Genomic DNA, 26291 nt, shown 5'->3' with positions numbered 1-26291 from the left:
GGACCTATCGGACACCGGCCTCTCGCTTCGCTCGCTCAGGGGCCCGGCGGGCTCGGCGCGTCGAGCGGGAACCGCCGCATGGCTCGCCTAGGCTGACCAGGTCATGCCCGCCCGAGTCCACGCCCTTCTCGTCGTGCGTTCCGACGCGCGTCTGCCCGCCGCGCACCGCCTTGAGCGGATGCTTGCAGCGCTGCAGGCACAGACGCGGCCGCTCGAGGCCGTCACGATCGTGGTGTGCGGCGAGGACGCCGACGTCACCGCGTTCGCCGCGGCATCCGGTTCTGCCGCGGTGCTGACGGCACCTCGGACCACGGGCTTCGCCGCGGCGGTGCAGCTGGCCGGCGCCCGGATCTCGGACGCCCAGCTGGCCGGCGACGCCGTCTGGCTGCTGGCGCAGGACACCGTGCCCGAGCCGGACGCGCTCGCACATCTCAGCGACGCGCTCGAGATCGCGCCGTCGGTGGGGATCGCCGCGCCCAAGCTGGTGCAGTGGGACGACCGCGACCACATCGTGTCGCTCGGCACCACGATGACGAAGTTCGGCCGCACCGTCGGGCTCGCCGACGGCGAGTACGACCAGGGGCAGCACGACGCGACCGAGGACGTGCTCGGATCGGACGTGCGCGGCATCCTGGTGCGGGCCGACGCCTGGCGCGAGCTGGAGGGCCTCGACCCCGCCCTGGTCGGCGCCGACGAGGGACTCGACCTCGGCGTGCGGACCCGGTTGGCCGGCGGACGTGTGGTCGTCGTGCCGGCGGCCCGGGTGGCCGTGTACGGCGACGGCGTCGCCGGGCTGCCCGGCCTTCCCCCCGAGCGCACGTTCCACACCTGGTACATGCGCCGCCGCGCGCAGGTGCATCGGCGCCTGGCCTATGCACACCCGGCGGCGCTGCCGTTCCTCTGGCTGGCGATCCTGCCGATCGCGCTGTGGCGCGCGGCGGTCCAGCTGGTCGCCAAGACGCCCGGGCGGATCCTGCCCGAATGGGGTGCGGCACTGGCCGGGTTGGTCAATCTGGTCGCCGTCCGCCGCGCGCGAGCCCGCATCGGCCGCGCACGACGGGTCGCGTGGAGCCAGCTGGCGCCGCTGCGCGTGAGCCGCGACGAGCTGCGCACCTCGCTGCACCCCGATCTCGACGTGAACGAGACCGGTGCGCGTCGAGACGATCTGCGCTTCTTCTCCGGCGGCGGCGCCTGGACCGTGCTCGGGGCGCTGCTGGTCTCGATCGCGGTGTTCCCGTCGCTGCTGGTGTGGCCGGCGCTGGGCGGCGGCGCGCTCGCGCCGCTGCGCTCCACCGTGCTGCGCCTGTGGTCGGATGCCGCCTTCGGGCTGCGCCCGACCGGGCTGGACGAGGTGGCCCCCGCCGACCCGTTCTCGGCAGTGATGGCGGTGCTGGGCACGCTGTGGCCCGGCGACCCATCCCGCGCGCTCGTCCTGCTCTGGCTGCTCGCGCTGCCGCTGGCGGTCCTGGGCGCCTGGTTCGCCGCGACGCGAGTCACCGATCGGTCGATGCTGCGGATCACCGCCGCCGTCCTCTGGGCCCTCGCGCCGACGTTCTTGACGGCGCTCATGCAGGGACGGCCCACCGCCGTGCTCGTGCACCTGCTGCTGCCCTGGCTGTTCTATGCCGGCACGGTCGCGCACCGGTCGTGGGGCGCCGCCGGCACCGCGTCGCTGCTGTTCGCCGCGACCGTCGCGTGTGCGCCGTCGCTGGCGCCTGCTCTGGTCGTGCTGTGGGCGGTGACGCTGCTCGTGATGATCACCGTCCGCCGCGGCCACGGCGCCGCCCGCGTGGGCTGGATCGTCATCCCTGCGGTCGTGCTGGCGATCCCGGTCGTGTTCCATCAGCTGCGCGCGCAGAACCCGTGGGCGCTGCTGGCCGACCCGGGCATGCCGTGGGCCGGACCCCAGGTGGGGGCGGATGCCGCGGGTCGGGCGCTGCTCGCCGCGGGATCGCCGACCGCCGACCCCGGGGGCTGGGCCGCACTGCTGCACGACGGCGCCTTCGGCGGCGGGGCGACCGGCCTGCCCGCCGCCTGGCTGCTCGTGCTGCTCGCACCGATCGGAGTGCTCGCGGTGCTCGCCGTGTTCACCCGCCGGTGGCTCGCCGGCGGCGCGCTGCTGCTGGTCGCCGTGCTGGGGCTGGTCACCGCGTTCGTCGCCGTCGGGATCGCGGTGGCGTTCGACGGGGGCCAGGCCGTGCCCCTGTGGCCGGGGGCGGGGCTCAGCCTCGCCTGGGCCGGCGCGGTGGCCGCCGCCGTGCTCACCCTCGACACCGGCTTCGCGCTGCGCCCATCGCCGGACGCCGACCGTGCGCTGGCCGCCGGTCGCACCCGCGTGCTCGTCGGCGCCGTGGCCATGCTGGCCCTGGCCGTCTTCGCCCTCCCGATGCTCACCGCCAACCTGCGCGGGACCGCCCCGCTCGCGGCGGGACCGGCCTCGACCCTGCCGGCGTTCGTCGCCGCCGAGGGCCGCAGCAACGTCGACACCGGGACCGTCATCCTGCATCCCCTCGCGTCCGGCGCCGTCGCACAGGTGGTGTGGGGCGAGAGCCAGACGCTCGGCGGGCAGACCACGGCCCTGTCCACCCGCACCGCCGTCGACGATCACGACCGAGTGCTGGCCGCGATGGCCGCCGACCTGGTCACTCCGACCTCGTCAGAGGTGGTCTCCCGCCTGAAGGCCGAAGGCATCGGCTTCGTGCTGCTCGCGCCCGCGGACGAGAACGCCGACCTTGCGCGCGGGCTGCGGCTGACCGCCCTCACCGCGCTCAACCAGCGGTCGGGCCTGGATGCCGTCGGCGACACCGACAAGGGCACGCTCTGGCGCGTCACCGGCGCCGTGACGCACCGCGCCGACGCGTCTTCAGCGGTGACCTCACTGGCACGCGGCATCGCGCTGGCCCAGCTGATCGCGGTCGGCGCCGCACTGCTGCTCGCCGTGCCCACCGCCGCATCGCGTCGTCGGGCGCGCCACTCGCCGCGGGTGGTCGGACGTCGCGAGGCCGGCCCCGTGCCGGTGCGCGAGGACGAGCGTCCACCGGCCCCAGCCGGCAGCCACCTCGGATCCGACGAGGAGGACGAGACATGACCCGCCCCGCGTGGATGCGCGCCGCCCGGATCGGCACGACCGTCCGGTTCACCGCCGGCGCCGTCATCGCCGCCGCGACGGCCGTGGTCGTCGTCGGCGGGGTGGCGTTCGCCTGGGTGCCGCACACGGCGGCTCCGGCATCCGTCACCGTCGCCCCGGCAGCCGCCGACACCGTGCTCACCTGTGCCGGCCCGCTGCTGGCCATCGGCCGGGACTCGGCCGAGGCCGGCAAAGTCTCGGTGGCCGCCGCCGAGAGCCTCGCCACGGCCGGATCGTCGATGATGCAGGACGTCCTGAAGGTGCCTGGCGTGGCGGGCGACGCCGGCCCCACGCGATTGATCGCCCCCGCCGAGGGACGCGCGATCCCGCAGGCCGCCGGCGCGGGCTCGGCCAGCGTGAACGCCGAGGACCTCAGCGGCTTCAGCGCCTCGGGCTGCACGCCCGCGCTCATGGAGTCCTGGCTCGTCGGCGGCGGGACGACCACGGGGGAGTCGGGTCTGCTGCTGCTCGCCAACCCCGGCACCGTCGCGGCGACCGTCGATCTGACCGTGTACGGCACCGAGGGCCCGAGCACGCCCGGTGCCGGCACGAACATGGTGATCGCCGCCGGTTCGCAGCAGGTGATCGCGCTTGCCGGACTCGGCATCGGCCAGGAGTCACCGGTCATCCGGGTCACCGCGCACGGCGCACCGGTGCGCGCGGCGCTGCAGTCGAGCGTCACCCGCGGGCTGAACCCGGGCGGCGTCGATCAGGAGGGTGCGATCGCGGCCGGCTCGACCACCCAGGTGATCACCGGCGTGCGGGTCACCTCCGGGCCTCAGGACCAGCCCACCACGATCGTGCGGCTGCTCTCGCCGACCGCCGAGGGCACCGCATCCATCAGCGTCGTCGGCGCACACGGGACCACCGGCCCCGCCACCGAAGTGCCGATGAAGGCCGGCATCCCCGTGGAGGCCCCGCTGGACGGGCTGGCGCCGGGGGAGTACACCGTGATCGTCACGGCCGCGCAGCCAGTCGTCGGCGCGGTCTGGCAGGCCACCGGCACCGGCAAAGGCGACGACTTCGCGTGGGTGGCGGCCGCACCCCAGCTGCCGGCCGGCGACGACGGCACACTGTTCGCGGTGCCGGACGGACCGGATCCGCAGCTGACGATCGTGCCGGCCGGAGCAGACCCGGCCGACGTGGTCCTGACGTCGGCCGCCGGTGGCGGTACGAAGAAGTTCACCGTGCCCGGCGGTCAGACCTCGGTGGTCTCGGTCGAGGCCGGCGCGGCATACCGGCTTGCGGCATCCGCCCCGGTGCACGCAGCGGTGACGTTCGCCGGCGACGGCGCGGTGGGCGCTTTCCCGGTCTGGCCGCAGGACGCGGCATCCGCGCCGGTGAAGGTGTATCCGTAGCGCGCCGCTGTTGTCGCCCTTGGCGTGGCGGCTTCGGGGCTGTGGGAACGTGGGTGTCCTCTTTGGCGTGCTGAACTTCCGGGTCACACACACATCCCGCCGTTAGGAGGCTGACCGGCGCTGGGGAGGGACTGTGTGAACGGGAGGTTCATCACCGTTTTCGGCACTACCGGGCCGGCGAGGCGCCGCGAGGTTCGGAAGTCGCGGAAGCGCTCCGAGCCGAGGTCCCACGGGTCGGGGGTCATGGCCGTCGCTCGGCATCCACTACCAATTCTTGGTAACATCCCCCTATGGCGCAGAACACGTCCATCAGCCTTGATGATCACTTCACCGACTTCCTCGCCAAGGAGGTCGAGTCGGGACGCTATCGGTCAGCCAGTGAAGTCATCCGTGCCGCCCTCCGGATGTTCGAGGACCAAGAGACGCAGATGACCGCACTCCGAGCCGCACTCATTGCGGGTGAGGAGAGTGGGGAGCCCGAGGCCTTCGATTTCGATGCGTTCATCGCATCCAGGCGATAGTGAAGACCTATCGGCTCACGCCAGCCGCCAAACGTGACCTCTCGTCGATCTGGGATTACACCCAGGAGCGATGGGACGCGGACCAGGCGGAGCTGTATGTCGCCGAGATTCGTGCCGCGATCGAGCGGATCGCCGCCGATCCCTCTCGCGGACGCACGTGCGACGAGGTTCGTCCGGGATATCGTCGGTACAGCATCGGCAGTCACCTGATCTTCTACCTCGACCGTGCTGACAGCGTCGATGTCATCCGAATCCTGCATCAGCGGATGGACCCGATGCGGCACCTCTGAACGCCGGCACTGTCGTGGCGCCGTCCTCCCGACGTCAGAAGTCGCGGAAGCGCTCCGAGCCGAGGTCCCACGGGTCGCGGTTCATGTATTCGGCTGCCGCGCGGAACACGCACCCCTCGACCTCTACGCGGCGGTGCAGATCGTCGCTGCGGTGCAGATGGCTGAGGCGCTCGATGGGGATGCGGAACAGCACGATCCGCTTCGCCGCGCGATCGACGAGCCAGCGCGGGATGCCGTCGTCATCGGATGCCGCGGGCATGTCGGCGACCTCGAAGCTGACATCGCGCAGCTCTTCCCACGCCGAGCGCAGGAATTCGGCGGCCGTGCCGACGGTGAGATCGAACTTCTCGTAGCGGTTCTCCAGCGGCGGCAACGGCGGCCGGACCACCGGGCTGCGCCCCTGACGGCCGTGTCGGCCGTGCCGGGCCGGCACCGGGCGCGGGAGCTCAGGAGCCTTGCGCCGCATCATTCGTCCATCCTATGCGGGCAGCCGGATGCCACAGCCCGGGCTCACTTGTCCGCGAACAGCGGGCCGCACGTGTCCGAGATCGACACCGGGGTATCGGTGACCGTCGGCGAGTAGCGCACCGACAGCGGACCGAGCGAACCGGCGGGCAGGGTGCTCGTGTACGAGACCGTCTTCGTCTCGCCGCTGGCCACGAAGTAGCGGGTGCTCTGCACGTTGCGATCGCGCTCGACGCCGGTGCGCGTGGCCGCGGGGTCGTCGGCGTCGGGCGTGACGCCGGTGATCTTCGACCCCGGCGGGGCGAAGTACATGACGTCGAGGATGAACGACTGGCGAGGGATGCCGTAGCCGACGTTGCGGATGCCGAGCTGATAGTTGGTCATCCCCTCCATCGGCACGTCGTTGGTGATCGTGACGGAGGTCGTCACGGTGCGCGCGGGCGCGTCGCAGGTGACGGCGACCTTCGTCTTCATGAAGTACTCGAGCTTGCTGGCCGCGTAGTCGTTCAGGAAGATGCCGACCTCGGTCGACGCCTTGTTCGAGGTGGGCAGGGCGCCGTCCAGCCCCAGATCGGTGACCATCGCCTGCTCGGCCTTCACGGGGAACCACAGGTGCAGCCGCTGCTCGCTCACCGATCGCTCGAGGGCGTCGAGCATCTTCAGCACATCCCACTTGCCGGCGGCGACCTTCGTGAACACGCGGGACGCGACATCCCCGAAGAACAGGTCCTGCTGCGCGCCCGAGTAGCGCTGATACGTGTCGTAGAGCAGCGTCTTGACGACGTTGCCCGAGGTGAGCTTCGTGCCGTCCGCCGCGGTGACCGGACCGGTGACGGCCAGGATGTGCGAGAGCACCACGGGGTCGACCGTCACAACGCCGTCGAGGTGCTGGCCGGTCGTGATGTTCCACAGCGAGTCGAACGCCTCGGCGGTGGTCGGGAAGTTCGGCGTGCGGGTGAAGTTGCCGAACCCGGTGAACGTCTCGGAGTCGTATAGCGCCTGCATCTGCTCGGGCGGGTCGATGACCTTGATGTCGCGGCGGAAGCTGTAGGTGCTGGTCTGATCGGCCAGCGACGTCTTGCCGTCGTCGACGTTGACGATCGCCGTGGCGGCGGGCAGTCCGCCGCCCGAGCGCACCTCGGCGTTGTTCTGGAACACGATCATGTAGGTGCGCGGGCCGTCGCCACCGGCGATGTCGAGGATCGTCGGCAGATACTTCTCGGCATTGCGCAGCGCCGGCGTCGCCTCTTCGATCACGTCGACCAGCGAGCCGATCGCGTCGTCGACGGCGGGAAGGATGCTGCCGCGGTCGATGCCGTCGACCTTCTCGTGCGCCGCGGCGAACGCCTTGTTGATCGCGGGGAGGGATGCCTGGGCCTCACGCAACGGCGCCAGGTCGACACCGCCCTTCTCGGCCGTCTGGTTGTCGGCCTGCAGATTGCCCAGCACTGTCAGGCCCGGGGGCAGCGCCCCGTCGACCAGGTCGTACGTCGCCTGTGTGGCCCGCCGGACGGCGTCGACGTTCGGACCGGCGAACGGGATGACCGAGGCGACCGCCCACAGCGGGTTGCCGACCGTGCCGTTGGCGTGCGCCGCCTTCTCGTGCGCGTGCTGCGCGGTCGCGTCCACCTGGGCGGTGTCGCCCTTCTTCACGTCCTTCAGCACCGACGACAGGTCGCTCTTGGCCGCGGTCAGGTCGGACCACACCGACCGCGCCTGGAAGGCGAAGACGACGCCGCCCACGATGAGGATCAGCAGGATGCCGCTCACAGTCCAGGCGGTGATCCGCGGCCAGCGGCGGCGCGGGCGCGCAGGAGAAGCGGTCGGTTTCGGCATCCCCCGAGCGTAGCCAGCGCATCCTGTGACGCACCCGTGGGGCGCGGGGTGTGTCGCCGGCGGCGCGCCGGTGAGCGGGCGCGGCACCGCGGCCCGCTACCGTGGAAGCAAATGCGCCAGAGACTGTGCTCCAAGGTGGGGTGTGCCCGCGAAGCGGTGTCGACCCTGACATACGACTACTCCGACCAGATGGCGGCCGTGGGCCCGCTCGGGCGCGAGGGTGACCCGCACGCGCACGACCTGTGCGCCATCCACACCGAGCGGCTTTCGGTGCCGCGCGGCTGGGTCGTCGTGCGACACGAGACGCTGCAGGCGTAGCGGCTGGCGACTCGGCGGCCGGGTCACCGCGACGCGGCGTGGGAGAATGGGGGGATGCCGACATCCACGCCCGAGGCTCCCGTACGCCCGCTCGACTACCGCGTCGCCGACCTGTCGCTGGCCGAGGCCGGACGCCACCAGCTGCGCCTGGCCGAGAACGAGATGCCCGGGCTCATGGCGCTCCGGGACGAGTTCGCGGCATCCCAGCCGCTGAAGGGCGCCCGCATCGCCGGCTCTCTGCACATGACCGTGCAGACGGCGGTGCTCATCGAGACGCTCGTCGCGCTCGGCGCGCAGGTGCGGTGGGCCAGCTGCAACATCTTCTCCACCCAGGATGAGGCCGCCGCCGCCGTCGTGGTCGGCCCCGGCGGCACCGTCAGCGCGCCGCGCGGCGTGCCGGTGTTCGCGTTCAAGGGCGAGACCCTCGCCGAGTACTGGGACTGCGCCGACCGCATCTTCGACTGGTCGGCCGAAGGGTTCGACGGACCGAACCTGATCCTCGACGACGGGGGAGACGCCACCCTCCTCGTGCACAAGGGCGCGGAATTCGAGAAGGCGGGCGCGGTTCCGGATGCCGGGGCCGCCGACTCCGCCGAGTACCGGGTGATCCTCGACCTGCTCCGCAAGAGCCTGCAGCGCGACCCGCAGCGGTTCACGCGCATCGCCGAGGGCCTGCTCGGCGTGACCGAAGAGACCACGACCGGGGTGCACCGCCTGTACGAGCTCGCCGCATCCGGCGACCTGCAGTTCCCCGCGATCAACGTGAACGACTCGGTGACCAAGTCGAAGTTCGACAACACCTACGGCATCCGTCATTCGCTGCCGGACGGGATCAACCGCGCCACCGACGTGCTGATCGGCGGCAAGGTCGCCTTCATCGTCGGCTACGGCGACGTCGGCAAGGGCGCCGCCGAGGCGCTGCGCGGCCAGGGCGCCCGCGTCATCGTCAGCGAGGTCGACCCGATCTGCGCGCTGCAGGCCGCGATGGACGGCTTCCAGGTCGCGCGCCTCGAGGACGTCATCGACCAGGTCGACATCCTCATCACCGGCACCGGGAACACCCGGGTCGTCACCGTCGAGCACCTGCTGGGGCTGAAGCACCTGGCCATCGTCGGCAACGTCGGCCACTTCGACGACGAGATCGACATGGCCGGGCTCGAGGCGCTGCCGGGCGCGGTGAAGGTCGAGATCAAGCCGCAGGTGCACGAATGGCGCCTGCCGAGCGGGCGCAGCATCCTGGTCCTGTCGGAGGGCCGGCTGCTGAACCTCGGCAATGCCACCGGCCACCCCTCGTTCGTGATGAGCGCCTCGTTCACGAACCAGGTGCTCGGCCAGATCGAGCTGTTCACCAAGCACGAGCAGTACCCGATCGGCGTGTACACGCTGCCGAAGATCCTCGATGAGAAGGTCGCGCGGCTGCACCTGGACGCACTCGGGGTGCGGCTCACGACCCTGAGCGACGAGCAGGCCGCCTACCTCGGCGTGCCGGTCGACGGGCCGTACAAGCTCGACCACTACCGGTACTGAGGTCTGGGCGGCGCGCGCGCCGCGGGCGCGGGCGCCTACGCCGTGCAGAACTCCGGAGATCTGGGGCGCGGCGAGCGGCGTGTCCGCGGAATCACGCCGTCCCGGTGCCGCGCCGTGCGCGATCCTCCGGAGTTCTGCACGCCGCTCAGCGTCGGGCGGGGCGCAGCATCCGCGTCAGGGCGCCACGCAGGTGAAGCTCGACGCCTTGTCGGGGTTGTGGCCCGTGTACTTCGGCCAGTTCGGGTACTCGCACAGCGGACGGGTGCGGTCGTTGCTGGCGGCGTTCGCATCGATCGTCTGCAGGTGGCGGGGCGCCTTGTTCTTCTCTACCCAGTTCATGAGCGCGGGCAGGGCGTCGTACGTCGCGCTGTACGGGCCGAAGCCGTGCGAGAAGCCGGGCATCGTGTAGAACTTCAGGAACGAGCCCAGCCGGTCGCCGTACTTCGCCGACTGGCGGTCGTAGAACTGGATGGTGTTCTCGGGCGAGATGCCGTCGTCAGCCAGTCCGGTGGTGAGGAGCATCTTGCCGCCCCGCTTGGCGAACGCCGAGAGGTCGACGCTCGTGCTGTCCAGCTGCTTTCCGACCTCTTGGATGCGGCTGGCCCACTCGTTCAGGTTGAAGGTGCGCGTGTCGTAGCTCGGATCCCGCGTCACGATGTTGGTCGCGATCGCGTTCAGCACCGAGTATTGGAAGGCCTCCTTGCCGCTGGCGGGGTTGGCCGGCTGGTCCACCGAGCCGAGCGTGAACACCGTGTAGGTGCCGCCGTACAGGATCGGCGCCCCGGCGGCCACGCTGTTGCCCTCGATCGGGAACCCGATGTTGTGCGGGCTCGCGATCTTCGTCACCGCGTTGATCTGCGCATCCGAGAGGCACGTGTCCCCGGCATCCGCCCCATCCGGGCAGCGCAGCGTGGTGACGTTGAACGTCTGCTGGCACGCCGTCACGTTCGAGATCACGCCGTCCTTCAGCCCGTCCAGCGGATCGCACGCGGCGTACACGGCGTGCACCAGCAGCTGCGTCTTGGCGGTGTTCAGCCAGCCCGCCCCGCCGTCGGAGTACAGCGCATCGCGATACACCGAGCCGATGCCCGCGTGCATCATCGCCACGTTGTAGGACGGCGTGCCGGCCACGACTCCGTCGTAGTCCTTCGGGTACAGGCCCGCGGCGTTGATCGCCTCGTGCCCGCCCTGCGAGAAGCCGACGAAGTAGAAGTACTTCGGCGTGCTGCGGAATGCGGTCTTCATCAGCGCCATCGCCACGTCGTGCGTCTTCTTGATCGACTGCGTGCCGTAGTTCGCGAGTGCCTCGTCGTTGAGTCCGAACGTCGAGTCGAAGCCGCCGGTGCCCTTGTGGCCGCCGTCGGAGCCGAGCGTGACGAAGCCCTGCTGCAGCGGGGTCTTCTGACCCGCCGGCTGCAGGGCGTAGGCATCCAGTCCGGTCACCAGCGAGCCGTCATAGCCGCCGCCGCCCATCTGCACGGCGCGGTGGTTCCAGTTCGCGGGCAGGTTCACCTGGAACTCGATCGGGGGCGCCGCCGAGTCGACGGGCAGGATGTCGCCGACGACCTGGCACCGGCCGACGCCGTCGTCGACCACCCAGGTCGCGGTGGTGACCGTGGCGCCCGTCGTGGGCAGCCCGATCTGCTTCGCCCCGATGGAGGCGTCACCGAGACCGGTGCACGCGCGCTCGGTGATCGCTGCGCTGGTGCCGTGCCCCGGACCGTGCCCGGAGTTTCCATGGGCCGAAGCCGGCCCGGCGCCCGCCACCCATCCGTTGATCATTCCCCCGGTGAGCAGCACGGCGCTCAACGCCGCGATCACTGCTGTCCTTCTCATCGCCATTCTCCCTCGATCGGCTCTGTGGGAAGGCCTTCCCGCGCCTGACTCTCTCGGGCTGTGACCAGGATTGTCAACGAAATTGGATGAGCTTTCGGTGAGAATCGGCGGGGCGCGGAGCGGGCTGGCGCGCGGGCCGTGCAGAACTCCGGAGATCTGGGGTGCCGCGGGTGGCGTGTCCGCGGAATCACGCCGTCCCGGCGCCGCGCCCTGCGCGATCCTCCGGAGTTCTGCACGCCGCGCGGCGTCGGGTCGGGTTCAGGCGGCGCCGGGCCAGGTTCAGGGGGTGCCCGGCCGCGGGCCGGGTTCAGGCGCCGCGCGACGCCGGGCCAGGTTCAGGCGCCGCCCGGCGTCGGGCCGGGTTCAGGCGCCGCCCGGCGCCGGGCCGGGTTCAGGCGCCGCCCGGCGGCAGCGCCCGGCACTCAGCGCTGCGGGAACCCGCGGGGCGCAGCGGTCGTGCCGGCCAGGAGCCGGGCGACGCGCTCGTCCTCCAGCCGCAGGGCCGTGTACTCCCGGTCGCGACGTGCCGCCACCGCCGCGCGGACGAGGGTCTCGGCATCCGTCTGCGGGACGGGCGAGACGAACGGCGCCACCTCGGCGGCGAGGGATGCCGCGAGCCGGGCGCGTGCGGAGGGCTCCATCCGCTCTGCCTGACGGACGAACTGCGCGCAGCGCCGGGCCAGCGGGTCGGGCAGGCGCGAGACATCCGCCACCTCGGCCCACGGCAGCAGGGCCGGCGGCATGTCGGGCGCGTGCGCGGGCAGCGCGGGCGTGCGCGTGCGCTGGCAGTAGGTGCCCGCCATCAGATCGCCCAGCCGCTGCGACCGGGGCGTGAACGCGCCCACCAGCGCGGCGATGCCGCCGAGCGTCATCCACAGCTCGAGCACCCCCACCAGCGCCCGGATCAGCGCCTGACGGAACCCGGCCGCGCCCCCGTCGGCGCGCACGATCCGGCCGCCGACGGCCAGTCGGCCGAGGCTGCGGCCGCGGGTGAGGGTCTCGACCGCCGTCGGCAGCACGACCGTGACGAGCACGATCACCGTCACGCCCAGGATGCTGGAGGCATCCGTGCTGATGATGTTGCGCCCCAGCATCCAGCCTGAGACCCAGGCCAGCAGCAGCAGGAACGCGACTCCGACGAGCATGTCGATCACGGTGCCGAGGGCCCGCAGGAAGAAGCCCAGCGGCTGCACGTCGAGCGCGACGGCCTCGCCGGTGAGCACCTCGTCCGGCACGATCGCGATGGGTTCGGCGGCCATGACCTACAGTGAACCACATGGACCTCGACGCCCTGGCAGCCGCCCGCGGCCCGGAGTGGGAGCGACTGGATGCGCTCAGCCGGCAGCGCCGGCTCGACGGGTCGCAGGTGGACGAGCTGGTCACGCGCTACCGCGCGGCGTCGGCGGACCTCGCCGATATCAAGACCTCGGCCGGGCGCACGACGCTCGGCGACTACGTGTCGACGATCCTGGCCCGGGCGCGACTGCGCCTGACCGGCAGCGGCGTCGAGACCGGCGGCGCGCTGCCCCGGTTCTTCCTCCGGCAGCTGCCGGCTGCGCTCTACCGGCTGCGCTGGACCACCCTCGCGATCGCGCTCGGCTTCTTCGCCGTCGGATCGCTGGTCGCGGTGTGGATCGCCTCGGACCCGCAGGTGCTGGCGGCCCTGGGCAGCCGCGCCGACCTGGAGTACTACGCCGAGCACCAGTTCACCGACTACTACCGCGAGAACCCGGCCGCCGTGTTCGCCGGCACCGTCTGGACCAACAACGCCTGGATCGCCGTGCAGTGCGTGCTGTTCGGCATCACCGGCATCTGGCCGCTGTACGTCGTCATGCAGAACGCCGTCGGCGTGGGCGCGGCCGCCGCCGTGATGACCTCGCTCGGCCACGGAGACGTGTTCTGGCAGTTCATCGCCCCGCACGGGATGCTGGAGCTGACCAGCGTGTTCGTCGCGGCCGCCGCCGGACTCCACGTGTTCTGGTCGTGGGTGGCGCCCGGGCGGCGCAGCCGCGGCGAGGCGCTCGCCGCCGCCGGGCGGTCGCTGGTCACCGTGGCGGTCGGACTCGTGTTCAGCCTCGCCCTGTCCGGCGCGATCGAAGGCTTCGTCACCCCGCAGCAGTGGCCCTGGCCGGTGAAGGTCGCGCTGGGCGCGCTCGCCCTGGCGGTGTTCCTCTTCTACATGCTGGTGGTGGGCGGCCGGGCGTTCCGCGATGGCGAGACCGGCGACCTGGTCGAGAGCCAGACCGGCACCCCTCGGCTCGTCGCGGGGTAGTGCGGGGCGACGGCAGCCCTTCGTCTCGCTCGCGCTGCGCGCGGGCTCGCTCAGGGAGCTGGGTGAGATAGCGCGCGGGGTCGCCCAGCGAGCTGGGGGATAGGTCCCTGAGCGAGCGCAGCGAGACGAAGGGCCGGGGCGCCCCTTCGTCTCGCTCGCGCTGCGCGCGGGCTCGCTCAGGGAGCTGGGGGTGATAGGGCGCGGGCTCGCTCAGGCAGCTGGGGGATAGGTCCCTGAGCGAGCGCAGCGAGACGAAGGGCCGGGGGTGAAAGCCGCGCCCGCACTTTTGTTTTGATCAAATAAAGGCTAGGGTGGGGGTATGCACGCGCACGCCGAGACTCCGGATGCCGCGACCGCCATCCGCGGCGCGGGGCTGCGGGTGACCGACTCGCGCCGCGCCGTGTTCGACGCGCTCGCCGCCCACCCGCACGCCAGTGCGGAGGACGTCTACGGGGTCGTCGCGCCGGTGCTGGAGCATCCCAGCCTGCAGTCCGTGTACAACGCACTCGGCGACTTCGCCGATGCCGGCCTGGTGCGCCGCATCGAGCCGGCCGGTCGACCCCAGCTGTTCGAGCTGCGCGTCGGCGACAACCACCACCACCTCGTCTGCACCGAGTGCGGAGCCGTCGTCGACGTCGACTGCGTCGTCGGCGAGGCGCCGTGCCTGTCGCCGTCCGACGCGGCCGGATTCACCGTCCACGAGGCCGAGGTCACGTTCTGGGGCACCTGCGCCGACTGCGCAGCATCCGCCGCCTGAAACGACCCGAGACACCGCACCTCAAGACAACGCACACATCCGAGAAGGGATATCAGATGACCGACAACATCACCGAAGAGACCGAGGGCGTCATCCCCACGCCGACGGACGAGGAGCAGGCCGTCGCCACCGAGGAGGCCGGCTGCCCGGTCGTGCACGGCGTGAGCCGGGCCGGCGGCTCGAGCGCCCGCAACTGGTGGCCGAACCGCCTGAACCTGCGCGTGCTGGCCAAGAACCCCGCCGAGACCAACCCGCTCGACGAGGACTTCGACTACCGCGCCAACTTCGAGAACGTCGACCTGGACGAGCTCCGCCGGGACATCGAGGACGCGCTGACCACCCGCCAGGACTGGTGGCCCGCCGACTTCGGCAACTACGGTCCGGCGATGATCCGCATGGCCTGGCACAGCGCCGGCACCTACCGCGTGACCGATGGCCGGGGCGGCGGCAACTCGGGGCAGCAGCGGTTCGCCCCGCTGAACAGCTGGCCCGACAACGCCGGCCTCGACAAGCCGCGGCGCATCCTGTGGCAGGTCAAGAAGAAGTGGGGCAAGCAGATCTCGTGGGCCGACCTGATGATCTTCGCGGGCAACGTCGCGCTCGAGCAGATGGGCTTCACCACGTTCGGCTTCGCCGGCGGACGGGTGGATGCCTGGGAGCCCGACGACGACGTGTACTGGGGCTCGGAGAACACCTGGCTCGGTGACGACAAGCGCTACACGCCCGGTCAGAAGCGCGACCTGGAGAACCCCCTCGCCGCCGTGCAGATGGGGCTGATCTACGTCAACCCGGAGGGCGTGGGCGGCAACCCCGACCCGCTCGAGCTGGCCGGCGACATCCGCGAGACGTTCGCGCGGATGGCGATGAACGATGAGGAGACCGTCGCGCTGATCGCCGGCGGCCACACCTTCGGCAAGACCCACGGAGCCGGCTCGGCCGACCTCGTCGGGCCCGCGCCGGAAGGAGCCCCGATGGAGCAGATGGGCATCGGCTGGAAGAACGCCCACGGCACCGGCAAGGGCGACGACCAGACCGCGAGCGGCCTGGAGGTCACCTGGACCTATCACCCCACCCGGTGGGACAACGAGTTCTTCCACATCCTGTTCGCGTACGAGTGGGAGCTGATGGAGAGCCCGGCCGGCGCCAAGCAGTGGCGGCCGAAGGCGGGCGCCGGCGCCGACATGGTGCCGATGGCCCACGACGCCACCAAGCGTCGCGAGCCGCGGATGCTGACCAGCGACCTGTCGCTGCGGTTCGACCCGATCTACGGGCCGATCTCGAAGAAGTTCAAGGACGACCCGCAGGCCTTCGCCGACGCGTTCGCCCGGGCCTGGTTCAAGCTCACCCACCGCGACCTGGGTCCCTCGACCCGGTACCTGGGCGCGCTCGCCCCGACCGAGGAGCTCATCTGGCAGGACCCGGTGCCCGCCGTCGACCACGTGCTGATCGACGCCGCCGACGCCGCCGCGCTGCGCCAGGAGATCCTCGAGTCCGGTCTGACCGTGCCCGAGCTGGTCGCCACGACGTGGGCGGCGGCAGCATCCTTCCGCAACAGCGACAAGCGGGGCGGCGCCAACGGCGCACGCCTGGCGCTGGCGCCGCAGAAGGACTGGGAGGTCAACAACCCGGTGCGCTCGGCCAAGGTGCTCGAGGTGCTGCGCGGCGTCAAGGAGCGCTTCGACGCGGCGCACGCGGCGGACGGCAAGCGCGTGTCGCTGGCCGACCTGATCGTGCTGGCGGGCAACGCCGGTGTCGATAAGGCGGCGAAGGATGCCGGATTCGACGTCACCGTGCCGTTCCACCCGGGACGCACCGACGCCACGGCCGAGCAGACCGACGTCGACTCGTTCTCGTATCTCGAGCCGGTCGCCGACGGATTCCGCAACTACACCGGCCCGATGGCGGCGGCCGCCGACCTGCCGGCCGAGTTCCTGCTGGTCGACCGGGCGAGCCTGCTGAACCTCACGGCTCCGGAGATGACCGTGCTCGTCGGCGGGCTGCGGGCGCTGGACGCGAACTGGGACGGCTCGAAGCTGGGCGTGTTCACCGACCGGCCGGGCGTGCTCACGAACGACTTCTTCGTCAACGTGCTCGACATGGGCACCGAGTGGAAGCCGGTCGACCCCGGATCGCACGCGTTCGCCGGCACCGACCTGAGCACCGGAGCGCAGAAGTGGATCGGCACCCGTGCCGACCTCGTGTTCGGCTCGAACTCTGAGCTGCGCGCCGTCGCCGAGGTGTACGCCGCGGATGACGCGGGCGAGAAGTTCGTGAACGACTTCGTCGCCGCCTGGGGCAAGGTCACCGAGCTGGACCGGTTCGACCTGGAGTGACACGCGCCCGACGGAGGGGCCCGATTCCACCGTTCGGTGGGACCGGGCCCCTCTGGCGTGGGTGGGGTCTGGCGTGGTGCGTCGGCGCGGTGCGGCGGCGCGGTGCGTCGGCGCGGCATCCCGTTGCGTCGGTCACATCGGTGAGAGTGCATCTGACGGCCGAGGGAGCGGGAAATCACCGCATTTTCGGCCGTCAGATGCACTCTCGCGGGAGGTGGTCAGGCCGGGAGGTGGTCAGGCCGGGAGGCGGTCCATCGCGGGTGCCAGCAGCGCGCGGTGCACGAGGCCGGCGATCGCGCCGCCGACGAGCGGGAACACGATGAACACCCACAGCTGGGCCAGCGGGCCGACGCCGCCGTAGACCGCCGCGGCGATCGAGCGGGCGGGGTTGACCGACGTGTTGTCGATCGGGATCGAGATGAGGTGGATGAGGGTCAGGGTGAGGCCGATCGCGATTCCGGCGAAGCCGACCGGAGCCCGCTTGCTGGTGGATCCGGCTACGACCAGGACGAACACGCAGGTCAGCAGGATCTCGATCACGATCGCCGCCCCCAGGCCGAACCCGCCGGGGGAGTGGTCGCCGAAGCCGTTGGAGGCGAAGCCGCCGGACTGCGCGGTGCTCAGCCATCCCTCCGGTCCGAACAGCCCGACCAGCACGAGCAGGGTCGAGCCGACGAGACCGCCGACGACCTGCGCGACCCAGTAGCCGACGACATCCTTCCAGGCGAATTTGCCGCCGATGGCCATCCCGAGCGTGATCGCCGGGTTGAAGTGGCCGCCTGAGATCGGGCCCCATGCATAGACGCCGACCAGGACGGTCAGGCCGAACGCGAGCGCCACGCCGAGGTGGCCGACCCCGAGCGGGGTGCCGGCCGATCCGACCGCGAAGTCGGCGGCGAACAGGGCGGTGCCGACACCGCCGAAGACCAGGACGAGGGTTCCGATCGCCTCGGCGATCATTCGAGTGACGAGCGTGGGTGCTGCTGAGGTGGAATCCGACATGGGATTCTCCTTTCATCGATGCCGCGAGATTATCGGCACCCGTGCAAGTTTCCGGGCGCGCGACACGGCGTTGTCGAAGAGTTCACCTTGATCGGGTGAGTCAGGCGAACACCGCGATCGCGTACAGGGCGAACACCGCCAGATGCGCGGAACCGTGCACTGCGGTCACCCGGCGAGCGGCGAACGTGGCGATCGACAGCACCACCGAGACGGCGAGCAGCAGCGCCATCACCGGGTCGAGGGCGAACACCGGGTGCGCGCCGGTGACGAGGCCGACCACGAGCACGGCGGGCACGGTGAGTCCCACCGTGGAGACGAGGGCTCCGTGGCAGAGGTTGCTCACCCGCTGGATCTCGCCCGCGTTCGCCGCCCGCACGGCGGTGATCGCCTCGGGCAGGAAGACGATCGCCGCGATCAGGACGCCGGACAGCGCCGGCGGCGCCTGCACCAGCGCGAGCGCGCGATCGAGCATCGCCGCCAGATCGTGCGAGAGCAGGACGATCGGCAGCATCGTGAGCGCGAGGAGCGTGAACCGGCCGCCCAGCTCGCGGGAATGCGCGCGCACGGCGGCACGGGACAGTGGATGCTGCGCCCCGGCCGCGCGCACCTCGGTGAAGTCCATCGCCTGCGCGCCGGTCTGCCGCCAGAGGAAGAAGCCGTACAGCACGACCGTCACCGCGATCACGGCGACGGCCTGGGGCACGGTGAACGAGCCGCCGTCGCCGATCAGCTGCGGCATCCCGAACGCGACGGCGACGAGGACCACCAGCATCCCGAGGTACTGCGAGGTGCCGGTGCGATTGTGCCGCAGGCCGCCATGCCGGATTCCGCCGACGAGCAGCGCGAGGCCGATGACGAGGTTGAGGATGATCATCGACACCGCCAGCACCGAGTCGCGCGCGATGGTGGTGTGCTCGCCCGGCCCCAGCATGATCGCAACGATCAGCACGACCTCGATGAGCACGATCGACAGGGTCAGCACGAGCGTGCCGAACGGGTCGCCGAGGCGGGCGGCGAGGCGTTCGGCCTGGTGCACCACGCCGAACGCGCACACGACGATCACCGCGATGGTGCCGACGAGTCCGGCGATCAGCAGCGGCGTGCCGAGCAGCGCGCCGAGCAGCGCGAGGATCGCGACGGCGAGCCAGCCGAGCAGCATGCGGCTGACGGCCGCGGGGGTGAAGAGGCGGCGCAGCGGGGTGCGGGATGCCGCGGCATCCCGGTCGGAGGGAGCCGGTGCCGTGCGGGTCGGGACGATCATGGCGGATCCTGTTCCCAGGGTCGTCCCCGTCAGGATGTCGCCGCGCCGGGTCGTCCCGGGCAGCATCCAGGCTATCAACGGAGCCTGTGCAGACGCGGAGCGCGGGGCACGCGGTGGCGGGCGGGTTGCCTGCTGGGGGCGTGGCCGGGGCGCGGCGGTTGCTGGGGCGTTCGGTCGGCACGAAGTGTGGGTTCTGCGGCGCCAGGGCGCGGTTCGTGACGATCGAAGATGGATGCCGCGGTTCGGTCGACGCGAATGGCTGCGTCTCGTCCCGCGGAGCAGCAATACGCGTCGACTGAACTCGGATGCCGTAGTTCGGTCGACGCGAATGGCTGCGTTTCGACCCGCGGAGCAGCAATATGCGTCGACTGAATTCGGATGCCGCGGTTCGGTCGACGCGAATGGCTGCGTGTTCGCGTCCGGAGCAGCAATATGGGTCGACTGAAGATGGATGCCGCGGTTCGGTCGACGCGAATGGCTGCGTATTCGCGTCTGGAGCAGCAATATGGGTCGACTGAAGATGGATGCCGTGGTTCGGTCGACGCGAATGGCTGCGTCTCGTCCCGCGGAGCAGCAATATGCGTCGACTGAACTCGGATGCCGCAGTTCGGTCGACGCGAATGGCTGCGTGCTCGCGTCTGGAGCAGCAATATGGGTCGACTGAACTCGGATGCCGCAGTTCGGTCGACGCGAATGGCTGCGTCTCGTCCCGCGGAGCAGCAAAATGCGTCGACTGAAGACCGACTGGGCGTTCGGTCGGCACGAACTGGGGGTTCGGCGGCGACAGGGCGCAGTTCGTGACGATCGAAGAGGGATGCCGCAGTTCGGTCGACGCGAATGGCTGCGTTTCGTCGCGCGGAGCAGCAATATGCGTCGACTGAACGCCGCCGCACAGCGCCGCCGCCGCGCGCCGCCTCAGAGCCGCCCGGCGGCCTTCAGCGCGAGGTAGCGGTCGGCGACGCGGGGCGGCAGATCCTCCGGGCCGTCGGCCAGGGCCTCGGCACCGGCCCGGGCGACGGCCTGCGCCACCTGCGCGGCATCCGCGAGCGTCTGCTCGGCAGCGGCCGCCCGATACACTTCGCCCACGGTCGTCCGCGCCGCGGTGCGCGCGGCGAGCGACGCATCGGTCACCGTGCCGACCAGCACGCGCGCATGAGCGGTCAGGGCCGGCAGCGACCCGAGGAATCCGCGCGCCGAGGCGGGGTCGTCCTGCGCGGTCAGCAGCACGACGAGGGACGGTCGCACCGCGAGCGCGCGGATCTGCGCGAACGCGGCATCCCAGTCGGTGTCGATCAGCGACGGCTCGACCGGAGCCATCGCATCCACGAGGGCCGGCAGCAGCGCCTCGCCGTCCACGCCCGACACCCGGGCGCGCACGGCGCGGTCGAACATCACCAGATGCACGTGGTCGCCGGCCTGGACGGCGAGGGCCGACAGCAGCAGCGCGGCTTCCATCTCGGCATCCAGCCGGACCCCGTCGCCCACCCGCGCCGCCGAAGTGCGCCCGGTGTCGATCACGATCACCACGTGCCGGTCGCGCTCGGGCCGCCAGGTGCGCAGCATCGTCGTGCCCGCGCGGGCGGTCGCCCGCCAGTCGATCGAGCGCACGTCGTCGCCGCGCACATACGGGCGCAGGCTGTCGAACTCGGTGCCCGCCCCGCGGATGAGCACGCTCGTGCTGCCGTCCAGCTCGCGCAGCCGCGCCAGGCGCGAGGGCAGATGCCGCCGGGACGCGAACGGCGGCAGCACCCGGATCGCGCCGCGCACGTCCAGGCGCCCCTGGCGTCCGGCGATGCCGAGCGGGCCGAGGCTGCGCAGCACCACGAACTCCGACACCAGCTCGCCCCGGCGCCGCGGCCGCAGCGGCACGCTCAGCCGCAGCGGCTCGTCCGGCGCGAGCCGCACCGGCAGCCGCTCACGGGGAGCCCCGGCGGTGGGCTGCCACGCGTCGCGCAGCCACCCGCGCAGTCGCCGCGGCCCGCGCAGGGTGAGGGATGCCTCGACCCGGTCATGCAGCAGGCTGCGGCGCGGCAGCGACCGCTCCATGTGCACGCCCCGCGGATCGGCCGCGGCCGCAGCATCCACCCCCGCCACCACCGCGGACAGCAGCAGCCATCCGGCCGCCGCCGCCCAGGCATCCACGCCGGCTGTCGACAGCAGCACGACGGGGATCGCTCCGAGAGCGATCAGCAGGGGGAGGCGGCCGGTGACGTACATGCTCACATCGGGACGCGGGTCTGCTGCAGCACCGAGGTGAGCACGGCGTCCACCGAGACGCCCTCGAGCATGGCCTCCGGCCGCAGGCGGATCCGGTGCCGCCAGGTCGGGACCAGCATGGTCTGCACGTGGTCCGGCGTGATCGCCGGGTATCCGCCCAGCCACGCCCACGCCTTGGCCGCCGCCAGCAGCGCGGTCGCCGCACGCGGGCTGACCCCCAGCTGCACCGACGGGCTCTGCCGGGTCGCCCGGGCCAGGTCGACGAGATAGCCGAGCACCTCGTCGGTGACGGCGACGGATGCCGCAGCCGCCCGCGCCGCCCGCAGCTGCGTGGCATCGGCCACGGGCCGGATGCCCTCCAGCGTGTGCGGGTCGAAGCCGTCGGCGTGCCGGCGCAGCACCTGCAGCTCGGCGTCGCGCTCGGGCACGCCGATCACGAGCTTGAGCAGGAACCGGTCCAGCTGCGCCTCGGGCAGGGGGTACGTGCCCTCGTGCTCGATCGGGTTCTGCGTCGCCGCCACCAGGAACGGGTCGGGCAGGGCGCGGGTCACGCCGTCGGCGGTGACCTGGTGCTCCTCCATCGCCTCCAGCAGCGCGGCCTGCGTCTTCGGCGGCGTGCGGTTGATCTCGTCGGCCAGCACGATGTTGGTGAAGATCGGCCCCTCGCGGAACTCGAACTCGCCCGTGCGCGCGTCGTAGACCAGCGAGCCGGACACGTCGCCGGGCATCAGGTCGGGCGTGAACTGGACGCGCTTGGTGTCCAGTCCGAGCGCGCGGCTGAACGCGCGCACGAGCAGCGTCTTGGCGACTCCGGGGACGCCCTCCAGCAGCACGTGGCCGCCGGCGAGCAGGGCGATGAGCAGGCCGGTGATGGCTCCGTCCTGGCCGATCACGGCGCCGCCGACCTGTTGGCGCACCTGGTGCAGCGCCTCGCGGAGGGCGGCGTCGTCGGGGTCGGGGCTCAACGACCCGGGGTCGGCGCTCAACGAGCCGGGGTCGGCGGTCGGGGACGGAGGTGCGTCATACGGGTCTGTCATGGGTGGGTCCTCCCGGTATCGGTGGGCGGCTGGTCTTCTGTCGTGCCGGTGGTGTCGGAGGCGGGGTGCAGCGCCCGATGCGCGGCGCGCTCCAGCTCGCGCAGCCGGTCGCTGAGTGCGAGCAGCTCGCGATCGGTGCCGACGGGATCGTCCCGCAGGATGCCGCGGACCCGGGCCCGCGGCATCCGCAGCAGGTCGGCGACCGCATCGGATGTCTCGTCCGCCGCCGCGGTGGTCCCGATTCCCAGCAGCCGGGCGAGCCGCGTCAGCGCGCCGATGCGCAGCCGGTCGGCGACATGGGCGGTGTCGCGCGAGCGGGCATAGAGCCGGGCGCGGCCCTGGGTGGTCTCGGCGGCGCGCACGGTCACGGGCAGGCTCTCGGCCACGAGCGGTCCGAACCGGCGGCCGCGCCAGATGCCCGCGCCGACGCCGGCCGCCAGCAGCAGCACGATCACCGGACTCACCCACGGCGGCGTGAGCTGGCCGAGCGTGGGGGTCGCCGCGCCGGCGTCGGCATCCCGCGCCGAGGGGATGTACCAGATCAGGGTGGGGTGCACGCCCATCAGGGTGATGCCGAGCGCCGCGTTGCCGTGCTGGGCGAGGGCGGCGTTGGTCAGCAGCGCCGTCCCGTCGACGATCGTGGCGGTGGTGCCGGCGGTCGTGCGCTGGAGCAGGGCGGCGTCCGGGCCGACGCGGTAGCAGGCCGTGACATCCCGGCCCTGCGGCAGCGTGTACAGCGCGCCGGGCACGATCGCGCCCGCGCGCTGCGCCGCGGGCAGCGCGCAGCCGGGGGCGACCGGCGCGTCCGCGCCGTAGCCGGAGGCGCCGGAGTCGAACAGCAGCCGGGCGCTGCGCGACTGCGGCTGGGCGATGACGACGTCGTCGGCGGCGTCGGCCAGGCCCTGGAACGTCTTGTCCGACAGCAGCGGGCTGTCCGGCAGCACCAGCGTGGCGACCGCGGCGCGGGAGTCGGTGCGCCCCGCGGCGCTCAGCGCCTGGTCCAGGGCGTCGCGGTCGCGGGCCACCTGCACCTGCACCCCGTGATCGCGCAGGATGTGGGCGAGCGCCTGCGCGCCGTCCGGTCCCGCCGACTCGGGGTCGAGCATGTCGCGCTTGGTCCACTGCCCGACGCTGGAGAGCACTGCCGCGGCGATCCCGGCCGCCACGAGCACGACCGCGATCACGACCCATGCGGTCGCGCGCCGGCGGCGCGGGTCGGCCGTCCGGCGGCCGACCGCGGGGGCGACGGCGGCGGGTGCGTCGGTCGCCGCCGTGCGGACGGCGGTGGTCATCGGACGAGCTCCGCGGCCGCATCCACCGGTCGCTCCGCCTGCACCGCGTCATCCGCGCGGGCCACGGCGCCGTACAGCGCCGCGGTGCCGGGGCGGCGCAGGTAGCGGACGTCGTCGAAGGCGGATGCCGCGGCATCCAGGTCATCGGCGCGGCCGGGAAAGGCCCGACCGGCGGCACGGGCGAACGCGTGCACGGTGGCGCCCGGGACCAGCTCGACGGCGCGGCGCTCGACCAGGCCGCGCGCCAGCGCCCGGAAGCGGAGGATCACCGCCTGCCCCCAGTCCTCATCGGCGACGGCGGATGCCGCGGCCCGGCGCAGCTGCGCGGCGGTGCGGGTCTCGGTGTCGCCGAACAGCTCGGTCGCGGCGCTCGATCCGCGTCGGGCCAGACGCGAGCGGCCGGCGAGGATCGCCGAGACGATGATCAGCGCGACCAGGATCGCCGCGACGGCGAGGGCCAGCCAGAGTCCCCACGCGTCGGGGGCCTGCCCGCCGACCAGGGAGGAGACGAAGTCCTGCACCGCGCGGGCGATGCGGTCCAGCGGGGTGGGGCGCGCCTGGGCATACGCCGGATCGCTGAGCTCGTGCTCGGCCCACTGGCGCGCCTGATCGCCGTCGGGCGTGAGCGGCGGGATGCCGTCCGACAGCGGTCGGATCACGGCATCCCCTGCTCGTCCGGCCTCTCGCCGGGCACCGCCCACTGCGTGGACGCGGGTGCGGATGCCGCGGGTGCGGATGCCGGGGGTGCGGATGCCGGGGGTGCGGCCGGCGGCGGGTACGGGCCGGTGGCCGGCGCCGGGAACGGGCCGGAGCCGGGCGTCGCATACGGCGGCTGCGCGGGACCGGTCGGCGCGGATCCGGCACCGTACGGCGGGTACGCCGCGCCATAGGGCGGCGCCGCTGCATACGGCTGCGCCGGACTGTAGGGCGCGTATGCGGGCATCGGGGGGCGGGCCATCGTCCGGCCGATGTGCAGCGTGTACGGATCCGGGAGGTCCTGGGCCCCGGCATCCCGCCGTTCCACGTAGGCGAGCAGGTCGAGATCGAGGCCCTCGCGGCGCATGCGGCAGTCGATGTAGAGGATCGAGGTGGCCGTGGCCTGCACGACGATCGCGACGGACTGGATCAGCAGCGTGATGATCTCGGCCAGCCCGAGCGTGACGATGACGCTGATGATCGCGCTGGTGTCCTCATCGCCGGTGGGGGCGATGAACTGGGTGAGAAGACCGCCGATCAGACCGAACGGCAGCGTCACGATCTGCGCCATCGCGCCGAAGATCAGCTGGATCAGCACGACGATGCCCAGGATCGGCCAGAACCGGCCCCGGGTGAGGCGCCACGACCGGGCGATCGCCCCGCGGATCGTGGCGCGCTCCATGATGATCGCCGGCGGCGCCAGCAGCAGCTTCGTCGACAGCCACAGCACGACCGGGATGGCCGCGAGCACCGCCAGCACGGTCAGCACGATCGCCGCGACCGGCGACAGGGCGCTGAGCGCGAAGACGATCCCGGTGACCGCGCCGATGGCCAGCAGCATGGCCAGCGTGAGCAGGAACGTGTAGCCGATCAGCCGCCCGGCCACCGGCCGCACCTGGGCCCACAGCCGGGCGAGCTGCAGCCGCTCGGCGACCGCGCCGCGGGCGACCTCGGTCATCACGACGCCCTGCACGATGACGCCGAGGGCTGCGGCGGCCAGACCCAGCACGAACGCGGTGACGATCACGATCGCCACGGATCCGGCCCGGATCGTGGCGAAGTCGGGTGAGGATTCGGGCACCGTCTGCAGCCGCGAGAACGACCAGAACGAGACCGCGCCCACCCCCAGGATCAGCACGAGGAACGCCACCACCTGCACCACCAGGGCGAAGCCCAGCAGCACGCGCGGGTTCTGCCGCAGCGCGGTGAACGACCGGCCCAGCACCGTGCCGAAGCCGAGCGGATGCAGCGGGATGATCCCCGGGCGCGACGCCGGCGTCCAGGTCGGGTACGCGGTCACGAAACCTCCTCGCGCGAGCGGGTCCGACTCCCATCGTGTCACACCCGGGCGAGGCTGCCGCCCCGGATTCGGCGTGCTCGGCTACGCTGTGGACAGCGCACGGGGACTGCGCTGTCGCAGCGTGCGGCCACGAGCCGCGCCGGATGAAGGACGAAACGCGATCATATGACTTCACGGATCCTGGTGGTCGACGATGACACCGCCCTCGCGGAGATGATCGGCATCGTGCTGCGCACGGAGGGGTTCGAAACCGCCTTCTGCGCGGACGGGGCCAAGGCCGTCGATGCCTGGCGGGCCGAGCGGCCCGATCTGATCCTGCTGGATCTGATGCTGCCCGGCATGGACGGCATCGAGATCTGCACCCGGGTGCGCGCCGAGTCCGGCGTGCCGATCATCATGCTCACCGCCCGCACCGATACCGCCGACGTGGTGAAGGGGCTCGAGTCGGGCGCCGACGACTACATCGTCAAGCCGTTCAACCCCAAGGAGCTCGTCGCCCGCATCCGCACCCGGCTGCGGCCGGGCGCCTCCGGCACCGTCGAGGTGCTGCGCATCGGCGACCTCGAGGTGGATGTCGCGGCCCACGAGGTCCGTCGCGCCGGCGACTCCATCTCGCTGACCCCGCTGGAGTTCGAGCTGCTGGTGGCGCTCGCGTCCAAGCCGCAGCAGGTGTTCTCGCGCGAGATGCTGCTGGAGCAGGTGTGGGGGTACCACTACAAGGCCGACACCCGCCTGGTGAACGTGCACGTCCAGCGGCTGCGCGCCAAGGTCGAACTCGACCCGGACAACCCGAAGATCGTCACCACCGTGCGCGGCGTGGGCTACCGCGCCGGTGCCGTCACCTGA

At 72.0% G+C, this 26291-nt stretch carries 21 protein-coding genes; 10 read left to right on the top strand and 11 right to left on the bottom strand.

The genetic code is table 11. The features are described 5' to 3' along the window. Nucleotides 1–103: 103 nt before the first annotated feature. The 4 genes from AC0L6F_RS05270 (at nt 104) to AC0L6F_RS05255 (ending at nt 5296) form a co-directional block, all read left to right on the top strand. Entirely contained in the window at nt 104–3088 is a 2985-nt protein-coding gene (locus AC0L6F_RS05270; protein ID WP_473539431.1) for a glycosyltransferase, read from the top strand. Further along, entirely contained in the window at nt 3085–4485 is a 1401-nt protein-coding gene (locus AC0L6F_RS05265) for a DUF5719 family protein (RefSeq protein WP_473539430.1), read from the top strand. The genes AC0L6F_RS05270 and AC0L6F_RS05265 overlap by 4 nt, the downstream gene beginning before the upstream one ends. A 290-nt stretch (nt 4486–4775) precedes the next feature. Next, nucleotides 4776–5006 carry a type II toxin-antitoxin system ParD family antitoxin gene (locus tag AC0L6F_RS05260; protein WP_473539428.1) on the top strand — a complete coding sequence of 77 codons (231 nt, stop codon included), beginning with the start codon at nt 4776–4778 and terminating at the stop codon, nt 5004–5006. Continuing rightward, nucleotides 5006–5296 carry a type II toxin-antitoxin system RelE/ParE family toxin gene (locus AC0L6F_RS05255; RefSeq protein ID WP_473539427.1) on the top strand — a complete coding sequence of 97 codons (291 nt, stop codon included), beginning with the start codon at nt 5006–5008 and terminating at the stop codon, nt 5294–5296. Before AC0L6F_RS05260 ends, AC0L6F_RS05255 begins: the two co-directional genes overlap by 1 nt. 34 nt (nt 5297–5330) lie before the next feature. Here the strand turns inward: AC0L6F_RS05255 and AC0L6F_RS05250 are convergent, their stop codons facing one another. Further along, nucleotides 5331–5765, bottom strand: a complete 435-nt coding sequence (locus AC0L6F_RS05250) for a metallopeptidase family protein (protein ID WP_473539426.1) — start codon at nt 5763–5765, stop codon at nt 5331–5333. 41 nt (nt 5766–5806) lie between these two features. Further along, on the bottom strand, nt 5807–7597 hold the full coding sequence (locus AC0L6F_RS05245) for a DUF4012 domain-containing protein (RefSeq protein WP_473539425.1): 1791 nt from the start codon (nt 7595–7597) through the stop codon (nt 5807–5809). 111 nt (nt 7598–7708) lie between these two features. Between AC0L6F_RS05245 and AC0L6F_RS05240 the strand changes: the two genes are divergently transcribed. Together AC0L6F_RS05240 and ahcY are read left to right on the top strand one after the other, a co-directional pair. After that, nucleotides 7709–7915, top strand: coding sequence for a DUF3499 domain-containing protein (locus AC0L6F_RS05240; protein ID WP_259612331.1), 207 nt, complete (start codon nt 7709–7711; stop codon nt 7913–7915). A gap of 54 nt (nt 7916–7969) precedes the next feature. Continuing rightward, nucleotides 7970–9442: an adenosylhomocysteinase gene (gene ahcY, locus AC0L6F_RS05235; RefSeq protein WP_473539423.1), complete on the top strand. Its 1473-nt coding sequence runs from the start codon at nt 7970–7972 to the stop codon at nt 9440–9442. A gap of 174 nt (nt 9443–9616) precedes the next feature. On the opposite strand, the gene AC0L6F_RS05230 is transcribed toward ahcY, so the two are convergent. Beyond that, complete coding sequence (locus tag AC0L6F_RS05230; protein ID WP_473539422.1) at nt 9617–11278, bottom strand: tannase/feruloyl esterase family alpha/beta hydrolase; 1662 nt, start codon at nt 11276–11278, stop codon at nt 9617–9619. A gap of 422 nt (nt 11279–11700) precedes the next feature. After that, on the bottom strand, nt 11701–12537 hold the full coding sequence (locus tag AC0L6F_RS05225; RefSeq protein ID WP_473539421.1) for an RDD family protein: 837 nt from the start codon (nt 12535–12537) through the stop codon (nt 11701–11703). A gap of 17 nt (nt 12538–12554) precedes the next feature. Between AC0L6F_RS05225 and AC0L6F_RS05220 the strand changes: the two genes are divergently transcribed. The 3 genes from AC0L6F_RS05220 to katG all read left to right on the top strand — a co-directional run bounded on the left by AC0L6F_RS05220 (nt 12555) and on the right by katG (nt 16640). Next, nucleotides 12555–13550 carry a stage II sporulation protein M gene (locus tag AC0L6F_RS05220; RefSeq protein WP_473539420.1) on the top strand — a complete coding sequence of 332 codons (996 nt, stop codon included), beginning with the start codon at nt 12555–12557 and terminating at the stop codon, nt 13548–13550. Nucleotides 13551–13869: 319 nt separating this feature from the next. Continuing rightward, nucleotides 13870–14307, top strand: a complete 438-nt coding sequence (locus tag AC0L6F_RS05215; RefSeq protein WP_473539419.1) for a Fur family transcriptional regulator — start codon at nt 13870–13872, stop codon at nt 14305–14307. A 56-nt stretch (nt 14308–14363) separates the two neighbouring features. After that, nucleotides 14364–16640: a catalase/peroxidase HPI gene (gene katG / locus AC0L6F_RS05210; RefSeq protein ID WP_473539418.1), complete on the top strand. Its 2277-nt coding sequence runs from the start codon at nt 14364–14366 to the stop codon at nt 16638–16640. Nucleotides 16641–16874: 234 nt separating this feature from the next. Here katG and aqpZ read toward each other — a convergent pair whose 3' ends face one another. The 7 genes from aqpZ to AC0L6F_RS05175 form a co-directional block, all read right to left on the bottom strand. Continuing rightward, nucleotides 16875–17642, bottom strand: coding sequence for an aquaporin Z (gene aqpZ / locus AC0L6F_RS05205; protein WP_473539416.1), 768 nt, complete (start codon nt 17640–17642; stop codon nt 16875–16877). A gap of 100 nt (nt 17643–17742) precedes the next feature. Then, nucleotides 17743–18903, bottom strand: a complete 1161-nt coding sequence (locus tag AC0L6F_RS05200; RefSeq protein ID WP_473539415.1) for a calcium:cation antiporter — start codon at nt 18901–18903, stop codon at nt 17743–17745. A 915-nt stretch (nt 18904–19818) separates the two neighbouring features. Further along, nucleotides 19819–21120 (bottom strand): DUF58 domain-containing protein, encoded by a 1302-nt coding sequence (locus AC0L6F_RS05195; protein ID WP_473539957.1) that lies wholly within the window; start codon nt 21118–21120, stop codon nt 19819–19821. Between the two features lie 2 nt (nt 21121–21122). After that, nucleotides 21123–22157, bottom strand: coding sequence for an AAA family ATPase (locus AC0L6F_RS05190; protein WP_274637850.1), 1035 nt, complete (start codon nt 22155–22157; stop codon nt 21123–21125). Further along, nucleotides 22154–23449 carry a DUF4350 domain-containing protein gene (locus tag AC0L6F_RS05185; RefSeq protein WP_473539414.1) on the bottom strand — a complete coding sequence of 432 codons (1296 nt, stop codon included), beginning with the start codon at nt 23447–23449 and terminating at the stop codon, nt 22154–22156. Before AC0L6F_RS05185 ends, AC0L6F_RS05190 begins: the two co-directional genes overlap by 4 nt. Next, a complete protein-coding gene (locus tag AC0L6F_RS05180; protein WP_473539413.1) occupies nt 23446–24108 on the bottom strand; it encodes a DUF4129 domain-containing protein in 663 nt (220 codons plus the stop codon). The genes AC0L6F_RS05185 and AC0L6F_RS05180 overlap by 4 nt, the downstream gene beginning before the upstream one ends. Beyond that, a complete protein-coding gene (locus AC0L6F_RS05175; RefSeq protein ID WP_473539412.1) occupies nt 24105–25445 on the bottom strand; it encodes a glycerophosphoryl diester phosphodiesterase membrane domain-containing protein in 1341 nt (446 codons plus the stop codon). Before AC0L6F_RS05175 ends, AC0L6F_RS05180 begins: the two co-directional genes overlap by 4 nt. Nucleotides 25446–25610: 165 nt before the next feature. Here AC0L6F_RS05175 and mtrA point away from each other — a divergent pair, with 165 nt between their 5' ends. Further along, nucleotides 25611–26291, top strand: a complete 681-nt coding sequence (gene mtrA, locus AC0L6F_RS05170) for an MtrAB system response regulator MtrA (RefSeq protein WP_473539411.1) — start codon at nt 25611–25613, stop codon at nt 26289–26291.

It is taken from the genome of Microbacterium sp. G2-16M, assembly GCF_055809115.1.
The sequence above is the reverse complement of the archived record's forward strand: the minus strand, read 5'-3'. Positions and strand labels throughout refer to the sequence as shown.

Excerpts from the sequence above, each read along its gene's own strand:
- AC0L6F_RS05270 (WP_473539431.1), top strand. The coding sequence starts at position 104 with ATGCCCGCCCGAGTCCACGCCCTTCTCGTCGTGCGTTCCGACGCGCGT.
- AC0L6F_RS05265 (WP_473539430.1), top strand. The coding sequence starts at position 3,085 with ATGACCCGCCCCGCGTGGATGCGCGCCGCCCGGATCGGCACGACCGTC.
- AC0L6F_RS05260 (WP_473539428.1), top strand. The coding sequence starts at position 4,776 with ATGGCGCAGAACACGTCCATCAGCCTTGATGATCACTTCACCGACTTC.
- AC0L6F_RS05250 (WP_473539426.1), bottom strand. The coding sequence starts at position 5,765 with ATGATGCGGCGCAAGGCTCCTGAGCTCCCGCGCCCGGTGCCGGCCCGG.
- AC0L6F_RS05245 (WP_473539425.1), bottom strand. The coding sequence starts at position 7,597 with ATGCCGAAACCGACCGCTTCTCCTGCGCGCCCGCGCCGCCGCTGGCCG.
- AC0L6F_RS05240 (WP_259612331.1), top strand. The coding sequence starts at position 7,709 with ATGCGCCAGAGACTGTGCTCCAAGGTGGGGTGTGCCCGCGAAGCGGTG.
- ahcY (WP_473539423.1), top strand. The coding sequence starts at position 7,970 with ATGCCGACATCCACGCCCGAGGCTCCCGTACGCCCGCTCGACTACCGC.
- AC0L6F_RS05230 (WP_473539422.1), bottom strand. The coding sequence starts at position 11,278 with ATGAGAAGGACAGCAGTGATCGCGGCGTTGAGCGCCGTGCTGCTCACC.
- AC0L6F_RS05225 (WP_473539421.1), bottom strand. The coding sequence starts at position 12,537 with ATGGCCGCCGAACCCATCGCGATCGTGCCGGACGAGGTGCTCACCGGC.
- AC0L6F_RS05220 (WP_473539420.1), top strand. The coding sequence starts at position 12,555 with ATGGACCTCGACGCCCTGGCAGCCGCCCGCGGCCCGGAGTGGGAGCGA.
- AC0L6F_RS05215 (WP_473539419.1), top strand. The coding sequence starts at position 13,870 with ATGCACGCGCACGCCGAGACTCCGGATGCCGCGACCGCCATCCGCGGC.
- katG (WP_473539418.1), top strand. The coding sequence starts at position 14,364 with ATGACCGACAACATCACCGAAGAGACCGAGGGCGTCATCCCCACGCCG.
- aqpZ (WP_473539416.1), bottom strand. The coding sequence starts at position 17,642 with ATGTCGGATTCCACCTCAGCAGCACCCACGCTCGTCACTCGAATGATC.
- AC0L6F_RS05200 (WP_473539415.1), bottom strand. The coding sequence starts at position 18,903 with ATGATCGTCCCGACCCGCACGGCACCGGCTCCCTCCGACCGGGATGCC.
- AC0L6F_RS05195 (WP_473539957.1), bottom strand. The coding sequence starts at position 21,120 with ATGTACGTCACCGGCCGCCTCCCCCTGCTGATCGCTCTCGGAGCGATC.
- AC0L6F_RS05190 (WP_274637850.1), bottom strand. The coding sequence starts at position 22,157 with ATGACAGACCCGTATGACGCACCTCCGTCCCCGACCGCCGACCCCGGC.
- AC0L6F_RS05185 (WP_473539414.1), bottom strand. The coding sequence starts at position 23,449 with ATGACCACCGCCGTCCGCACGGCGGCGACCGACGCACCCGCCGCCGTC.
- mtrA (WP_473539411.1), top strand. The coding sequence starts at position 25,611 with ATGACTTCACGGATCCTGGTGGTCGACGATGACACCGCCCTCGCGGAG.